14 protein-coding genes are annotated in these 15,763 nt (G+C 64.9%); 4 read left to right on the forward strand and 10 right to left on the reverse strand.

Going from position 1 to position 15,763, the window contains the following annotated elements:
* Window positions 1-81 precede the first annotated feature (81 nt).
* Complete coding sequence (locus tag ACFP2T_RS43065) at window positions 82-381, forward strand: hypothetical protein (protein ID WP_377432803.1); 300 nt, start codon at window positions 82-84, stop codon at window positions 379-381.
* Window positions 382-437: 56 nt separating this feature from the next.
* Window positions 438-1,073, forward strand: a complete 636-nt coding sequence (locus ACFP2T_RS43070; RefSeq protein ID WP_377432805.1) for a hypothetical protein — start codon at window positions 438-440, stop codon at window positions 1,071-1,073.
* On the opposite strand, the gene ACFP2T_RS43075 is transcribed toward ACFP2T_RS43070, so the two are convergent.
* The 5 genes from ACFP2T_RS43075 to ACFP2T_RS43095 form a co-directional block, all read right to left on the reverse strand.
* On the reverse strand, window positions 1,058-1,513 hold the full coding sequence (locus ACFP2T_RS43075; protein WP_377432806.1) for a hypothetical protein: 456 nt from the start codon (window positions 1,511-1,513) through the stop codon (window positions 1,058-1,060). The two genes, ACFP2T_RS43070 and ACFP2T_RS43075, sit on opposite strands and share 16 nt — an antisense overlap.
* 47 nt (window positions 1,514-1,560) lie before the next feature.
* Complete coding sequence (locus ACFP2T_RS43080; RefSeq protein WP_377432807.1) at window positions 1,561-1,986, reverse strand: ester cyclase; 426 nt, start codon at window positions 1,984-1,986, stop codon at window positions 1,561-1,563.
* Between the two features lie 434 nt (window positions 1,987-2,420).
* On the reverse strand, window positions 2,421-2,549 hold the full coding sequence (locus ACFP2T_RS43085; protein ID WP_377432824.1) for an SDR family oxidoreductase: 129 nt from the start codon (window positions 2,547-2,549) through the stop codon (window positions 2,421-2,423).
* A gap of 89 nt (window positions 2,550-2,638) precedes the next feature.
* The gene (locus ACFP2T_RS43090) at window positions 2,639-3,103 is read right to left on the reverse strand and encodes a nuclear transport factor 2 family protein (protein ID WP_377432808.1); all 465 of its coding nucleotides are present in this window, start codon (window positions 3,101-3,103) and stop codon (window positions 2,639-2,641) included.
* 283 nt (window positions 3,104-3,386) lie between these two features.
* A complete protein-coding gene (locus tag ACFP2T_RS43095; RefSeq protein ID WP_377432809.1) occupies window positions 3,387-4,289 on the reverse strand; it encodes a LysR family transcriptional regulator in 903 nt (300 codons plus the stop codon).
* Between the two features lie 834 nt (window positions 4,290-5,123).
* On the opposite strand from ACFP2T_RS43095, the gene ACFP2T_RS43100 reads away from it, so the two are divergent.
* Complete coding sequence (locus tag ACFP2T_RS43100; protein ID WP_377432811.1) at window positions 5,124-7,565, forward strand: glycogen debranching N-terminal domain-containing protein; 2,442 nt, start codon at window positions 5,124-5,126, stop codon at window positions 7,563-7,565.
* A 51-nt stretch (window positions 7,566-7,616) separates the two neighbouring features.
* Here ACFP2T_RS43100 and ACFP2T_RS43105 read toward each other — a convergent pair whose 3' ends face one another.
* The 5 genes from ACFP2T_RS43105 to ACFP2T_RS43125 all read right to left on the reverse strand — a co-directional run bounded on the left by ACFP2T_RS43105 (window position 7,617) and on the right by ACFP2T_RS43125 (window position 14,849).
* Window positions 7,617-9,875: a xanthine dehydrogenase family protein molybdopterin-binding subunit gene (locus tag ACFP2T_RS43105; RefSeq protein WP_377432813.1), complete on the reverse strand. Its 2,259-nt coding sequence runs from the start codon at window positions 9,873-9,875 to the stop codon at window positions 7,617-7,619.
* Window positions 9,872-10,954 carry an FAD binding domain-containing protein gene (locus ACFP2T_RS43110; RefSeq protein ID WP_377432815.1) on the reverse strand — a complete coding sequence of 361 codons (1,083 nt, stop codon included), beginning with the start codon at window positions 10,952-10,954 and terminating at the stop codon, window positions 9,872-9,874. The genes ACFP2T_RS43105 and ACFP2T_RS43110 overlap by 4 nt, the downstream gene beginning before the upstream one ends.
* Complete coding sequence (locus ACFP2T_RS43115; protein WP_377432816.1) at window positions 10,861-11,379, reverse strand: (2Fe-2S)-binding protein; 519 nt, start codon at window positions 11,377-11,379, stop codon at window positions 10,861-10,863. The genes ACFP2T_RS43110 and ACFP2T_RS43115 overlap by 94 nt, the downstream gene beginning before the upstream one ends.
* Before the next feature lie 1,229 nt (window positions 11,380-12,608).
* A complete protein-coding gene (locus tag ACFP2T_RS43120) occupies window positions 12,609-13,448 on the reverse strand; it encodes an oxidoreductase (RefSeq protein WP_377432818.1) in 840 nt (279 codons plus the stop codon).
* An 855-nt stretch (window positions 13,449-14,303) separates the two neighbouring features.
* Entirely contained in the window at window positions 14,304-14,849 is a 546-nt protein-coding gene (locus tag ACFP2T_RS43125; protein WP_377432820.1) for a TetR/AcrR family transcriptional regulator, read from the reverse strand.
* A 176-nt stretch (window positions 14,850-15,025) separates the two neighbouring features.
* On the opposite strand from ACFP2T_RS43125, the gene ACFP2T_RS43130 reads away from it, so the two are divergent.
* On the forward strand, window positions 15,026-15,763 hold a 738-nt coding region (locus tag ACFP2T_RS43130), incomplete at its 3' end, for an SDR family NAD(P)-dependent oxidoreductase (RefSeq protein ID WP_377432822.1).

Consider the following 15,763-nt stretch of genomic DNA (forward strand, 5'->3'; position numbering starts at 1 on the left):
ATCTGACCGCCCCTCCGGCACGAGCCTGACGCGTTTCCGATGCCGCAACGCAACGGCGCCGGATGGTCTCCTAGGCTAGTTGTGCACCAACTGTTGCTGGAGCTCATTCCGGGTGGGGCGAAGAAGAGCCTGTCTGCCGCCCAGGCCAAGGTGCTGCTGGCCACGGTCCGGCCCCGTGACGCGGTCGGCAAGGCCCGGCGCCGGGTCGCCGCAGAGCTGATCGGTGACCTCGAACGCGTCTACCGGCGGACGAAGGAGGCCGACAAGGAACTGAAAGAGCTTGTGGCCTCCACCGGGACCGGCGGAGGCTGGGAAACCTGTTTCATGCGACGCGTTGAGTTGTTCGCCGAGGTGGTTGCCGCCTATTTACCGAACGTTTAACGGCGGGTGTGCCGTGCGCAGTCACGGTGCGCGCCAGCGGAGATAGTCTGACGCACATGATCGTGCGTCTACTGGTGGCCGGCGTGAGCGCGCTCGCGGGGATCATGGTGCTCGGCGGTTGCTGGGCGGAGGACGAGCCGCAGTCGGGGCACAAGGTCTCGGTGGACGCGGTGCGGCAGGCGGCGACCCAGTTCGACCCCGCGCGGTGTCCGATCAGGCTCGACCTGTCCGCCGCGCTGCGGTCCGTAGCTGTCGACCGGCCCGCGCAGCTGGACTCCGCGAGCGCCGAGGTGTCGAAGAGCGAGAAGCCCGCCGACGACCCGGTCACCGCGCAGCAGAACGGACTGCCCCCGCTCGAGGCGGTCGCGGCCGCGTACGTCGAATGCGACTATCGTGTCGGCGAAGACAAACTCGGCATCCGCCTTACCGCGACCCGCGCCCCGGCCGCGGTCAGCCTGCTCGCCCCGCAGATCGCGCGTGACGCGCACCTGACCCTTCAGGACCTGCATGGGTTTCTCGACTCACCACCTGGCGCGGGTCAGGTCAAGGTCGCGGGTGGCACGGTGGCCGCCGGAGGCGTCGCGGCCGACGGGGGAGACGTGGCCGTGCTGGTCTCGTCCACCGTGCCCGAGTTGCACGACGACACCTTGAGTACGTTCACGGCTGAGCTCATCAATCAAGTGGCGTTCTGAGGCCCGCAGCGATTTTCACGTTCACCCATTCGGTCAAACTGATGGTTATGACGATTGCCGTCTGGGGGCAGCACCTCGGGAAATGCGCGTAATCGGCTCGATGCGCCTGCGGAGTCGAGGTCGCGACCGAACCAGCCCTGGATCGACCCACCCGCCGACGTGCCGGTGGATGAACGTTCGCCCGGCCAAACGGTCGAAGGCCCTAGGTGTTCTGCCCAGAGAGGTTGGAGACGCGGCTGGCGGGTGGGGCCTGTCTCGCGCCAACGGCTCTGTCGCACATTCGGTGGTGACGGACGGTGTTGGTTAGCCGAGCAGGTGCGGTAGCGCAGCAGGATGAAGCCCGCGCGTTCGTACATTTGCCGCTTGATCAGCTTGGTCTTGGTGTTGACGCCTTCGGTGCCGCCGTTGTGGAAGGGGCCTACGAGATCCTCGTCGCGCACTGGCAACCACACAATCCCGCGAAAGACCGAGCGAAGACTTGACGATTTCATCCGTGGGAGCTGTCAGTGAGTCGACGGTAGAGCTCCCAGGAACTGCGTTCCACCCAGTTGTGCAGAAGCATTCCATCTTCCCGGACCGCCCACACCGCGATGCCGGTTAGACGGATAGGTTCCTGGTTAGGGGAAGTACCCATAATGCCCCCATTTTTTCCAGTAACAACCCATCGTGATACCACGCGGCTACCATCCGCGTTCTGAAAGCTCTCTAACGGGTTGAGGTGTAGGTCTGTGACCTGCGCCAGAAAGCCGGCGACCCACTGCTTGAACGCAGCCCGGGAGGTAATCTCTTCGCCGCCTGACGTGAGAACGAATTCCTCCACGACAAGGCGGTCGATGGCATCCAAATTGTAAGGCGGCTGCCAAACCTCAGACCAGAACCTGTGCACGATCTTTACTGAATCCTTGCGGACCATTTGTACTACCTCCTCATTTTCATTCGGTCTCGGTCTCAGGTGCGTGGGCTGGCGATGCCGCTGGCAGGACGCGGTGTCGGGTCTGTTTGGACGCAGCCCGGGAGGCAATCTCTTCGCCGCCTAACGTGAGAACGAGATCCTCCAGGACAATGCGGTCGATGAGGATAATTGTAAGACGGCTGTTCAACCGTAGTGACTCTTTGTAAAAACCTCTATAACCGGGGACCAAGGTTGCGACCATTGCGCTGCGGCCTCCCGAGGCCCCGCGCGGTTCGGCCTTCACCATCCGAATTTCCGCACGAGCCACCGGCCATACTGCCATCCGGGCGAGCGGTGCACGCGGGTTTCAGAAGGGCCGCGGTCGGGCCTCGGGAAGCAATCCGCCTGGGCGTCGATCGAGTTACCCTCCGTCCTAGCCGGCGGCTCTGGTGAGGTTAGATGAGGAAACCTCCGTCGACGGCGAGGTGGACGTCCATGAGGTAGGAGGCGTCCTCGGACAGGAGGAAGGTCACCGCGGCGGCGATCTCTTGGGGCTGACCGTGGCCGCGCGGTGGGAGACGGATTCACGCTTGGCGTCGGACTCCGTATCGAGCATGGGTGTATCGATCACACCAGGCAGCAGCGGGTGTCAGTGTTGGACGTGAGTGCTCTTTCAGGGCATTGAGGGGCGGCGGTCGACCCAGTCGATGATGAGTTGGCGTTCGACGAAGAGCCAGCGCTGGTCTTGCCGGACGAAGGTGTCGTGGTAGCGGATCGACATGATCATGAGGGTGCGCTGACCCTGTTCGGTCCAGAGGTGGTACGCCAGGCAGGAGCTTTCGCCGGTGGCGTGATCGCCGTCGAGGGTGACCTTGCTGTGCCCGTTGAAGTGTGTGGTCTTGTCATAGGTCTGCAGACCACCGAAGGCCGCCGCCAACTCGTCTCGGCCGTTGACGACTTGCACCGGCTCGGCGGTGCCGGGTTCGCCCTGGTAGACAGCGACGCGGCCGTCAGCGATGAACAGGGCCGCCTGCCCGCGGGCGTCCCGGCGGTCGGCCAAGCGGGCGTAGTCGTCGACCAGTTCCCGGATCGCCTCCCGGTCGGCAATCTGGTCGGGGGAGTAATCGTGGTTGCTCATGGTAGTTCCTCATGGTTTGCAGGAGCCCGTCCCGTGCGCACTGACAGTGACGATCCTGGTCCCGGCCGGGCCGGACCCGCCAACACCGGTTAGCTGGCACGGCGACAGTCATAGCCTGTGGCCCGGTCTTCAGAAGGCGAGAAGCTCCCGGTGGCGATCAGATGAGGGAGGACATCGCGAATGGGCCCGAAATTTCGAGATCTGGCGTGTCCCTTCACGTGTCCGCCGAAAGCCAAGGGACGTCGATGCCGGCCAGGGTCGCGAACCCGTGGGTAATCGGTGGTCAGCCGCTGATGGTGAGGTCCGTGGTGGCGGCCAGGTCCACTATCACGTCCAGCAGTCGGCGCAGCGCAGGTGAGGTGTTGTCGGGCAGCCAGACCATTTCGGTCGGCATGGCCTCGCCGGCCAGCGGTACGAACACGACCCCCGTACGGCGCAGGTTGTGTGCCGACCAACCCAGCCGGGTGATGCCGACGCCGGCCGCGACGAGGCCGAGTAGCCCCTGCACGCTGGCATCCCGGGCAACGATGTCCGGGACGAACCCGGCGGCGCGGAAGTTTTCGTCGAACGTCCGGTGCCAGGGTTCCCAGGAACTGCGGGGAGTCGTCACCCAACGCTCGTCCGCCAGATCGGACAGCGACAGTTCGGTGCGGTCGGCGAGCGGGTGTCCCTCCGGCAGGACGACACATACCTGTTCGGTGGCGATGGTTCGGGCGGCCAGGCCGGGGACCTGCGGCGGATGGGTGAACGCGAGGTCGTAGCGGCCGTCGACCACGCCCTCGACCAGCGGCCCGATGGTGGTTTCCGCAGTGCTGAACTCCACCCCGGCTAGGTGCTTCCGAGCGGCCCGGACCACCGGCGGAAGCAGGTGGTTCGCGGTGGTAGCCAGGAAGGCCAGGCGAAGCTGGCCGACTTCGCCGCGCGCAGCCCGCCGGACCATGGCCACCGCGCCGTCGGCGCGGTCCAGCACCGCGCGCGCCTCCGCCAGGAACAATGCCCCGGTATCAGTCAGCCTGGTGCCCCGGCTGTCGCGGTCGAACAATTTCGTGCCGAGAATCCGTTCCAGCGCGCTGATCTGCTGGGACAGAGACTGCTGCGTGAGCATCAACCGAGTGGCGGCCCGCGTGAAGCTGGACTCCTCTGCGACGGCGACGAAGTACCGAAATTGCCGAAGATCAGGGGTCACAGGCTGAGTCTACCGCTACAGCAGGTAACCGGGGTTGGCCGTGCCCAGCCGTCCGCCGCAGCATCGTTCGTCGTCACGATGACACGTAACGGGAGTAGCAACATTCCGAACGATAGCGTACGGGTGCTGATTGTGAGCCCGGCGCGTTCCGTACCGAATTGAACGAAAGTACGTCACCCGGGCACTGGAGGCGTATTTGACACAGCCGGGGGTGACCCGCAGTTCACGGTGGAAACTGACCGGCACGGAACCAAATGACTCGCTGAAGGGCGCGGCGGCTGTCTTGAAGGCGATGAACAGGAACGACCGCCGCTGCGGTTTCTGCTCCGGCGCGAGCATCACGAGGCATCGTTGGCCGAAATTTGCCGACCGGGAAGGCGTTTCGCAGCTACGTTGCGCATGAAAGGCGGCACGGCGAGCCGTGGCCCGAGCCGCTCCGCTGGTTCGGACCATCGCGCGACCCATGGACGCCGCTGATCGCCAGCACGTACAGGATCGCGTCCACGATCGCCCGTCGGGGGCTTTACTCTGGCCGGCCGAGCCGCGTGGCAGCGACAAGATCGGCTCGACGATGTCCCACTGATACCACCCCGTCCTCGGGGTCACCCACCCGTCTCCGGACCGGCCCTAAATCACCCTCTCCGGGTGATGCTTCGGCATCCCTGTCGAGTTGATGCTTCTTCTCATAGAGCTGACCACTCCTGTCGCAGCAGGTTGCCGGAAGGTGGCCTGCGAACGTCGTGAACATGACGTCCTGCGGCGCGCATGCTTCCGCAGACCGTCGGCCACGCCCGCCTGGATGGTACCGAGCCGTATCGCTACAGGAGAGCGCGAATGACCGATACGACCGCAGACTTCTTCAACCAGTTCGCCCGCCGGAAGTTCGAGCCGAGACTGGAAAACGTGAGCGGCACCATACGGTTTGACCTTGAACGGGGTCACCGGCTCGATCACTGGTTTTGCGAGATTGACGACGGCTACATGACCGTCTCGGGGGAAGTGCGAGAAGCGGACTGCGTTGTGCAGGTGGACAAGGCCGTGTTCGATCGCCTCGTCACCGGCGAGACGAGTCCGCTTGCGGCCTGGCTACGCAACCAGATCAAAATACACGGCCTGGCCTGGATTCTGCGCAGCTTTGAGCGGCTTTATCCCGGTCCGCCGGGGGCGCGAGACCCTCGACAGATCCCACGTGCCAAAGCCAAACCCAGGAAAACCACGGCTGAACCGACCGGGAAGGGGACGGCCCCCGAGGTAAGATATGTCAGCATCTCAGAAAGCAGTACGTTCGTCGTCAGTGACGACCGTGGTGACATAATCCCTTCGCCCATTTTTCCGACAGGATTCTTCGCCTTCGACACCCGCTTCCTGTCGATCTGGCAGCTGAGCATCAACGGCGAACAGCTGAACGCGTTGTCCGTCGACGACCTAGAGTACTTCGAGACCCAGTTCTTTCTCGTGCCGGGCGAGCCGACCCACTATGTGGACGCGAAAGTGTCGGTCATCCGCAGACGCTCTATCAGTGCAAGCTTCGAGGAGGATCTGACCGTACTCAACCACGACACCGAGCCGTGCTACCTACGCGTGCGGCTGAACATCGGCACTGATTTCGCGGACATATACGAGATCGCGGATGTGAGCAAGAAGGGAAGGCGTTACACGCAGGTTGGCCAAGGACTGCTTCGACTAGGCTACGAGCGAGAGACCTTCCGCCGAGAGACGGTCATCTCCTCGGCTGAAGCCGCCCAGATCGACGAGAATGGCATGACCTTCGACATCCGCATTGAGTCGAACGGGGAGTGGACCAACAAATTGCACGTGGTGACGTTGGGCGCCGACGGGCGCGACCTCAGAGAGAGTCTGCAGGGCTTCCCCAGCCGCTCGAAACAGCAGACGCGGCAAGCCCTGGACGACTGGATCAGTCAAGCACCAACCTTGAGGTCCGACTCTAGTCCATTGACCACGAGCTACCGGCGCAGTCTGATTGATCTCGCCGCACTCCGGTACCAGCCGCTGCTTACTGCCGGGCAGGCGCTACCGACCGCCGGACTCCCATGGTTCATGGGTGTCCACGGCCGTTCCAGCATTCTGACCAGCCTGCAGGTGCTGCCTTTCAAACCAGAACTCGCCTCCGCCACTCTGTTGCTGGGAATTACTCAGGGAAGGAAGCTGGACGACTTCCGGAACGAGGAGCCTGGGAAGATCCCGGACGAGTCCCGGTTGGGCGAGTCGGCGGCGTTTGAGGAGGAGCCGGTCACACCTTCTTTCGGTGCAGCCGACACTACGCCACTGTTCGTCGTACTCCTCGATGAATACGAGCGCTGGACCGGGGACGACACGCTGGTGCGCCAGTACGAGTTCCCGGCCCGTGAGTGCCTGGCCTGGATCAACACGTACGCCGACGCCTTGGGTAACGGGTACATCTGGTACCAACCGCGCAACAGCACAACCGACGTGGAAAACCATTGTTGGAAGGACTCCTGGAACGCTATCTCCTATCATGATGGCGCCCTACCTGACCTGCCTCGTGCTACCTGCGAACTACAGGGCTACGCCTACGACGCCAAAACGCGCGCCGCCCGATTGGCCCGCCGCTTCTGGAATGACCCGAACTACGCCGACCAACTCGAGCGCGAAGCTGGTGAATTGAAAGAACGCTTCAACCGTGACTTCTGGATCGAGGATCGAGGATATTATGCGCTTGCGCTCGACCCAGACGGGCGGCAGGTCGACGCCCTCGCCTCCAACATCGGTCATCTCCTGTGGAGCGGCATCGTCCCGCCAGACCGAGCCGGGAGGCTCGTCGATCATCTGCTCGGGCCGGAGCTGTTCTCTGGCTGGGGTGTGCGTACCCTGGCGACCGACGCCGCAGCCTACAACCCCGTCGGCTACCACGTCGGCACCGTCTGGCCCTTCGACAACTCGATCATCGCCTGGGGGTTACGCCGCTATGGCTTTGTCGAGGAATCCGGACGCATCGCCAAGGCCATCATCGATGCCTCCCGGTACTTTCATGGCCGTCTACCTGAGGCGTTTGCCGGTTACGGGCGTGAACTGACCAGGTACCCCGTGCGATTCCCGGACGCCTGTAGCCCCTATGCCCTCTCGGCAGGCGCGGTGCTGCTGTTACTGCGTACGATGCTCGGCCTGTCACCGCACGGCGAACACTTAGTGGTAGAACCTTGCCTGCCCCAGGGGATCGACCGCATTGAACTATTCGACATCCCCGGCCGCTGGGGCCGCGCCGATGCCTTTGGTCGCAGCCGGCCCGAGACCTAAATCGCTACCAAAGGATTCTTTGAATCCAGCCACCGCGGGTGGTTGCTGCCGCTACAGCAGCTTCTCGATGGTGATCGGGAGCGAGCGGAGACGCTTGCCGGTGGCGTGGTACACGGCGTTGGCGATCGCCGGCGGCACGCCCACGACGCCGACCTCGCCGACTCCCTTGACCCCAAGGGGGTTGAATCGGTCCGGCTCGCCGACGAAGACGACGTCGAGGTCGGGTATGTCCGCACTCACCGGGATCAGATAGTCGCCGAGCGTGGCGTTGGTGATACGTCCGGTGGTGGGGTCGAATGCTGTTTCTTCGAGGTGTGCCATGCCGAGCGCCATGACGACCGCTCCGGCGACCTGGCTCCGCGCGGTCTTCTCGTTGAGCACCTGACCAGCGTCGACCACCGACACCACTCGAGCGATACGCATGACCCTGAGTTCCTCGTGAATCCTGACCTCGATGAACTGGGCGGCGAACGGGCCGGCCGGCGTCATACCCCGAACTGACGTGTGACTGGAGGTCCCAGACCCTCCTTCGTTCGGCGAAACCCCCGTACTTTCCGCCTTCGGGTTAGGAATCTTCTCACCGTCGGCGCCCAGTTCGTCCAGGTTGTTGCGGGCCAGGATCTCGGTGTAGGTCTCTCCCAGGGCGGGGTCGTCGGTCAGGTGAATTCGGCCGTGCGACGCGGTGACCTCGCCGGGCTGCCTGCCGTGTAGCGGGGAGTCGCTGCCGACGATGTCGAGGAAAGCCCGCAGAAGCTTGCTGGCGCCGTCGGCAAGGGCCCCGGCCAGGGACACCGCCAGGCCGGAACCGCCGGACTGCGGGGCGGGCGGTAGGTCGCTGTCGCCGAGCTCGACATGCACCTGGTCCACCTCGAGGCCGAGGAGCTCGGCCAGTATTTGCGCGGTGATCGTGTACGTGCCGGTTCCGATGTCGGTGCTCGTGCTGCGCGCGCGGGCGGTTCCATCGCGGCTGATGGACACCCGCGCTTTGCACGGCGAGGCGTACCAGCCGAAGGTGACGCCAGCCATGCCGTAGCCGATCAGCCAATCCCCGTCGCGCATGGACCGGACCGCGGGATTACGAGCACTCCAGCCGAACCGATCGGCACCCACCCGGTAGCACTCGCGCAGCGCGTTGCTCGACCAGTCGTTTCCCGTTGGTAAGTCGACCTCGGCGTAGTTGAGCAGCCGCAGTTCCAGGGGATCGATACCCACGCGGTAGGACAACTCATCCATCGCCGATTCGATCGCGAAGTTGCCCTGCACGTGACCAGGGGCACGCATCGCCCCCGGGTTGGGAATGTTCAGTGCCACCAGTCGGTCGTGGGTAGCCACGTTGGGACAGTCGTACACGGCGGGCGTGGCCATGGTTACGGGCTCGAAGTTGGTCTCCTCGGCGCCACTGGTCGTACTGCCCTCGTGATCGATGGCCACCAGGCGGCCTTCGCGGGTGGCGCCGATGCGCAACCGCTGTACGCACTCCGGCCGGTGACCGATGGAGTTGAACATCTGGGGCCGGGTCAGGACCAGCTTGACCGGGCGGTCCACGATGCGCGCGGCGAGGACCGTCAGGACCACATGTGGCCAGGCCCGGAGTCCGGCCCCGAACCCACCGCCCAGATGCCGGACGAGCACTCGAACGTCCGTCTCCGGCACGGAGAAGACTGTCGCGAGAACAAAGCGGGTCAGCGTGGGCCATTGGTTCGAATCGTGGAGGAGTAGCCGGCCGCCCTCCCAACGGGCAAGCGTGGCGAACAGTCCGATCGGGTTGTTGGTCTCCGGCGCCATGTGGAAGGACTCGTCATAGACGATGTCGGCCGAGGCCAGCGCTGCCGCGACGTCGCCGCGCCGCACATCCATACCGTAAGGGTTGAGTGTCACGCGGGCCTCGGGTGTGGTGATGCCGAGAACTGGAGCCGATTGCTCGTACTCGACCCGCACGAGCCGGACAGCCTCCCTCGCCTGCTCCGGAGTCTCTGCCACCACGACCGCCACATGCTGGCCGTGATGAACGATGCGGTTGTCCTTGAGCGGGTATCGCGGTGCCGGACCCAGTGGTGTCATTGGCCCCTCCGCGAGCGGCGGAGCCGTTTCGTGGGTTATCACGGTCAGGACCCCGGGCAGGGCGAGAGCCGCCGCGGCGTCGATGGTGCGGATCGTGCCCGCCGCGATGGTGGATTGCACCAGCGCGGCATGTGCCATGTTGGGGAAGCTGACGTCCGTGGGATACGGGGCGGCCCCAGTGACCTTCAGCCTTCCGTCGATCCGGTCGACGGGCTTGCCGAGCACTCTGTTGACGGAACTGCTGGTCACGACCGCGCTCCCGAGACGTTCTTCAGAACCTGGACGATCGTGCGTCGGGCGAGTTCGACCTTGAACGCGGTGCCGGGCACCGTGTAGGGGTCGCGAAGGGCAACCGCTGCTGCGGAACGGAAGGTGTCGATGCTCGCCGGTGCGCCGCGCAGCACCTCTTCCGCGGTCATCGCGCGCCACGGGATGGTTCCTACTCCGCCGAGGGCGAGACGCGCGTCCGCGATGATGCCGTCCTCGATGAGCAGCGCCGCCGCCGCGGAGGTAAGGGCGAACTCGTAGGAGGTCCGATCACGAACTTTCAGGTACTCGGAACGCGTACCGACCGGAGGAAGCGGCACATCCACGTACGTGATCATGTCGCCCTGCCCCAACACGGTCTCGACGTCGGGACGTTTCCCGGGGAGTAGATAGAACTCAGTGAGAGGGACGACGCGCTGCCCGTCGCGCCCCTGGATCTGCACGCTCGCGTCGAGGGCCACCAGGGCGACAGCCAGGTCGGACGCGTGCAGGGCGATGCAGTTTTGGTCGGCGCCGAGGATCGCGTGCATCCGGGCCGGGCCGTTCACCGCCGAGCAGCCCGAGCCGGGAATCCGCTTGTTGCAGACCGGCACCGACCGGTCGCGGAAGTAGCGGCAGCGGGTGCGCTGCAGGAGGTTACCGCCGATGGTTGCCATGTTCCTCAGTTGCTGCGAGGCGCCCGTCAACAATGCGTCACGCAGATGGGGCGCCCGCTCGTGCACGATCGGCTCCGAGGCCAGCTCGTCCATGGTGGCCAACGCTCCGATGCGGAGTGTGTCGCGGGCGACCGTGATGCCACGAAGTGGCAGGCGGGTGATGTCGACGAGTTTTCCGAGCTGGATCACCCCGTCCTTCAACAACAGGTCGAGTTGGGTCGTGCCGCCTGCGAGGTAGGCCGCGTCCGGATCGTTGCTCACCAGCGCGACGGCTTCGGCGACATCGTTGGGCCGAGCGTATTCGAGAAGACTCATTGTGGTCTGTTCCCCCGTTTGGCCATGTCCTGACTGGTCGCGGCCTCCCGAATTGCCGCGACGATGTTCGGATAGGCGCCGCAGCGGCAAAGGTTACCGCTCATGAACTCCCGGGTCTCCTCGTTGGAAGCCCCTTTTCCTTCGCTGATCAGGGCAACCGCCGACATGATCTGACCGGGCGTGCAAAATCCGCATTGGAACGCGTCGTGACGGATGAACGCTTGCTGTATCGGGTGCAGTTGGCCGTCAGACTCCATGCCTTCGATGGTCGTCACCTCGCGACCGTCACACTGCGCGCCGAGGACCAGACAGGACAGGACGGTCCTGCCGTCCAGTAGGACCGTGCAGGCGCCGCAGGCCCCCTGGTCGCAGCCCTTTTTCGTGCCGGTTAAATAGAGGTGGTCCCGCAACAAGTCAAGCAAGGTGACGTGATTGTCGAGATCTACGCGCTGCGGCTCGCGATTGACCTGTAGCGTTACTTCCGTGGTGCCGGTAGAAGATCCGGTTTCCGTCACAGCGCTCCCTAACCATCAACCCAAAGCCGCTCGGCTCACCAACGCAGGCAACCAACATGCGTTGCCTCGCGTACGACAAGCGGCACGCCGACGCGGCGGCGCGTGAGCCACCGACAACCGAGTTCAGCGTACGATTGGCTCGATGATTTTGTGGCGGAAACGGCCCCTCCGTGCAGGATCCCACGGATTCGGCTACGCGATCTCCAGCGAGAGCACAGCTACAGATCTTGGAAGGTGAGCCGGTGGTCATGCGCAGGCCGCGCACTCCTCCTGTCCCTCGATGCGCGGCTTGGGTGCAGCCGTTTCACCGGGAACCCGGCCGGATCCTGGGGCCCCGCGCGTCGAGCAACAGCAGGTTCGGCACCCAGGACGTCTCCGCGGTTCAGGCGTCAGAGGTGACCTCCTCGTCCGGCAGGCGCGAGCATCGCCTGTAGGCTGGTTGCCCGGCCTCGGCGAAGATCAGGTACTGGCCACCGTCGTCGCGTCGCTTCGGGCTTGGTCTGTCAGCGGACTGTGGCTGTGGCCGACAAGCTGGTGTCGACGCGCGGCTGGGTAGAGGTATCCGGCCGGGGGCGACGAACTCCCTGAGCGCCTCGACCTCGCAGGAGGTCCACCCGGGTCGGACGGGGTCCCGGTCGCTGGAACAGGCGGTTGTGCCTCCCGTCCGCCGATCGGTGGCTCGGCGACCGTGTGCGTACCACCGCGTCGGCCAGTCAGGCCAGGACCGTCACTGCGGCAGTCCCCCTGATGAACGCGCATCTCGCTCATCGCCGGGCAGAGGCCTGCGACCCGTTCGCCGTAGAGACGACGCGGTCGGGATCGGGTTTCGGCGGTATCGCACACACCGGTTTCGTCATCGGACTCGCGCTGACAGATGTTGCTTGCATACGCGGCGAAGGGCCCGAGCCTGCGGTCGAGGTCGGGTGCTACGCGATCAGTCGGCCGCCGGGGATCATCAGGCGTGCCAGGAGACGGCGGACCTCGCCGAGAGTGAGCGGGATGAACTGCCGTCGAGACTCGGCCCGCCGAACTGGTACGCGAACCACGCCACCGGGTCATCCAAACCCAGAGGCCGACGCGTTGTGCGCATGGTGAGGCGCTCGGCGTTCCTGCGGCCGGACGTGCACAGCACGTCCGGCCGTGCAGCGCGAAGACCTCGACCGGGAGCCCGGCACCCCGCCCCGGCAGTAAGAATCAAGCCGGCCAGGCTCAGCCACACGCACAGCGTGTCAGGACACCGCGGTCGATCGGCTCAGCTCTTCCCAAGCAGTCAGGTCGGCTAGACGCGATGCGAGCTCGGCGCGGAGCCCGTCGACCGCGTCACCCCCCAGCGCGAGTCGAAGGGGCGGATTGGCGCTGTCAACCGCGGTGACAATGGCAGCTGCGGCCTTGGCGGGGTCGCCTTCCTCGGAGCCTTGCATCGCGTTGACGTAGGAGCGGAACGCCCCGGCGGTCGCACTGTAGGCGTCGATGACCGATGAGTCGGTCTTGTTACTGTTGATCTGGGTGCGGAATGCTCCCGGTTCCACCATCATGACTCGCACCCCAAGTGGGGCGACTTCTCCCGCCAGTGTCTGGGACAGGCCTTCCAGGGCGAACTTTCCGGCATGGTAGGCCCCGAAGGCATGGAAGCTCGTTTGCCCACCCATCGAGCTCATCTGCACGATCGTTCCGCTACCCCGCTCGCGCATACTTGGCAGTACAGCCTTCGTTGTCTCGGCGGCGCCGAAGAACAGGACCTCCATCTGCTCGCGCAGCTGTTGCATGGTGATTTCCTCGACGGCGCCCATCATGAGGAATCCGGCGTTGTTGACGAGGACGTCGATCCGCCCGAATAGTGCCAGCGTCGCCTTTACCGCGACCTGAATGGAGTCGGGATCGGTGACGTCCAGGGCGCAGGTGCTGACCTGCCCGTTGCCGAGATCGGCGAGGTCTTGAAGAGTTTCGGGACGGCGCGCTGTCGCCATCACACGGTCACCTGCGGCCACTGCGGCGCGCACAATCTCACGGCCGAAACCGCTTGAGCATCCTGTGATAAGCCACACGCGTTCCTGGGTTTGGTCTGTCATGTTTTTGCTTCCTGATCGGTGCCGGTTCTCTGTAACGGCTTGCGAGAACCATCTTGGCCCCAGGCGCACAAAACCGTCCAACAGTCGCTCCCTGGAGCAGCGACAAACTGCTCTTGTGACGCCTCCTGAGCTGCAGCGAACTGAGCTATCTTCTCGCCCTGGCACACGGGACGAATTCACGCGGGCGGCTGCCCTGATGATTCTCCAGGGCGGCGCCCGTTCTCGAGGCCCGCGCGGCACTAGATTGCGCCGTGCAGGCTGAGCAGGTCGTCGCAACCATGGGACAAGCCGTACGCGGCGAGGTCGGCTAACCCGTTGCCCCATGGCGATCAGCACGCTCATCTCACCCTGATGCCGCCTTGTACGAGCCCCAACTTCATGGCAATGGGCAGCGAGAACAGGATTAGACTGTGGTCGCCACAGGAGAAAGGTGTTGGACGCGGCATATGTCTTTGAGGAGCATTTGTCTTGGCAACCACCGGACGGTCAGGACGCCAAGGAGTGGGTATGACGACCGCGACTCCGGCTCGTGCCCGACTGATCAACTCGATGCCGGACACCGAGCCGGCCGGCCCCCACGAAGGCTGCGGCAGCCATATGCGCGACGGTTGATGGTGGTGCCCCGCAACTGCGCCAAGAGCGTCGACCCGGTCGACGGGCCGCAGGCACAATTCGAATCCCGCAGTCCCGGTCCCATTGCCCGGGACGACACTGTGCGGGCAGGGCCTGGGGCTCACCCGCCGCCAACAGCCTCGGGGCGGTTCGGCGCCGAAGTGCCCACGCGCCGGGTGACTCCTCTGTCAACGGTCAGCGGGAACTACTGGCCGCGGACACTCCTCAGGCGCCGGTGAGGGGTCAGGCTCTGCCGAGGCCGTTGAGGAACGTGTCCACGACGATGTCGGCCGCCTGCGGGGGTGCCAGGTCGGGGAACTGATGGGCAGCACTGGACACCAGTTGGTCGAGGACCGCCCGCACCCATTCCAGGGGCACGTCCGAGTGCAGAAAGCCCTCATCGACGGCGCGTTGGAGGAAACCGGTCAGCCGTTCGCTCTGGCCCTGACGCCGTTGCTGCGCGTCAGGGTCCTGCTGCATCAAGCGGGTCGTGTCGACCGGCCACTCACGGCTGACGGGGATGATGCCCTCCACGTAGCGGTGCAGTGCGACCGGCACCGGCGCCTCCGTGAGTCGCGCCTCGTGTAGGACCCGTTCGGTGGAGTCGAGTTTCGCCTGAAATACGGCTGTGAGGAGGGCTTCCCGGCTGACGAAGCGCCGATGCACCGTGGTGCGGTCCACCCCCGCCGCGTTGGCGATGGCTGCCAGGGACGTGCTCGGATCCTCGGCCAGTAGTCGGGCCCCCGTGCGCAGGACCGTCGTCAGATTGCGTGCGGCATCAGCTCTCATAGTCGCCATCACCCTATCACTGCGGCGTTTCGGAGGTCATGAGCAGCTTGGTCGTAGTGGTATGGCTTACTACCGCCACATTGATGTTGCGTTTACGGTGGTCAACTTCTACAGTCATAAGGCGCCTCTGCTGGGGCGGACACTTAGACGTTCGTACAAGATAGGAGTGGTACGCCATGTCACGGACTTGGTTGATCACCGGTGGTTCCCAGGGACTGGGGAAGGCACTGACGGTTGCGGTGCTGGCCGCCGGTGATCAGGTCATGGTGACCTCACGTCGGCCGGAGGCGCTGGCCGATCTGAAGGCAGAGCACCCGGAGCGGCTGGAAACCGTGGCGCTGGACGTCACGTCACCCTCCGAGGCACGGAACGTGGTCGCGGCGACCGTCGAGCGTTTCGGTTCCCTCGACGTGGTCGTGAACAACGCCGGTTACGCCACCAGCAATTCGTTGGAGGACTTCCCGGAAGATGAGTTGCGTGCGCAGATTGAGACAAACCTGTACGGCGTCATCAACGTGACCCGGGCGGCGCTGCCGGTCCTGCGAGGCCGGCGTTCGGGGCACTTTGTGCAAATTTCGTCCATCGGCGGCCGCGTGGGCGGCACTCCCGGACTCGGCGCGTACCAGACCGCGAAGTTCGGGGTCGAGGGCTTCTCCGAGGTCCTGGCGAACGAGGTGGCCCCGCTGGGTATCAAGGTGACCATCGTGGAGCCGGGTGGCATCCGTACCGGTTGGGCCGGGGGCGCGGCACTGGCGTCCGGCAGCACCCAGGCCGACTACGAGCAGATCGTCGGACAGTGGCGAACCATGTTCGCCGACTACGCCGGCAACGAGCCGGGCGACCCCGCCCGCATGGCACGGGCGATCATCGATGTCGTGGACTCCAAGGAGCCGCCGCGTCGGCTGCTGCTCGGT

It is taken from the genome of Plantactinospora solaniradicis, from assembly GCF_042658085.1.
GTDB lineage: Bacteria > Actinomycetota > Actinomycetes > Mycobacteriales > Micromonosporaceae > Plantactinospora > Plantactinospora solaniradicis.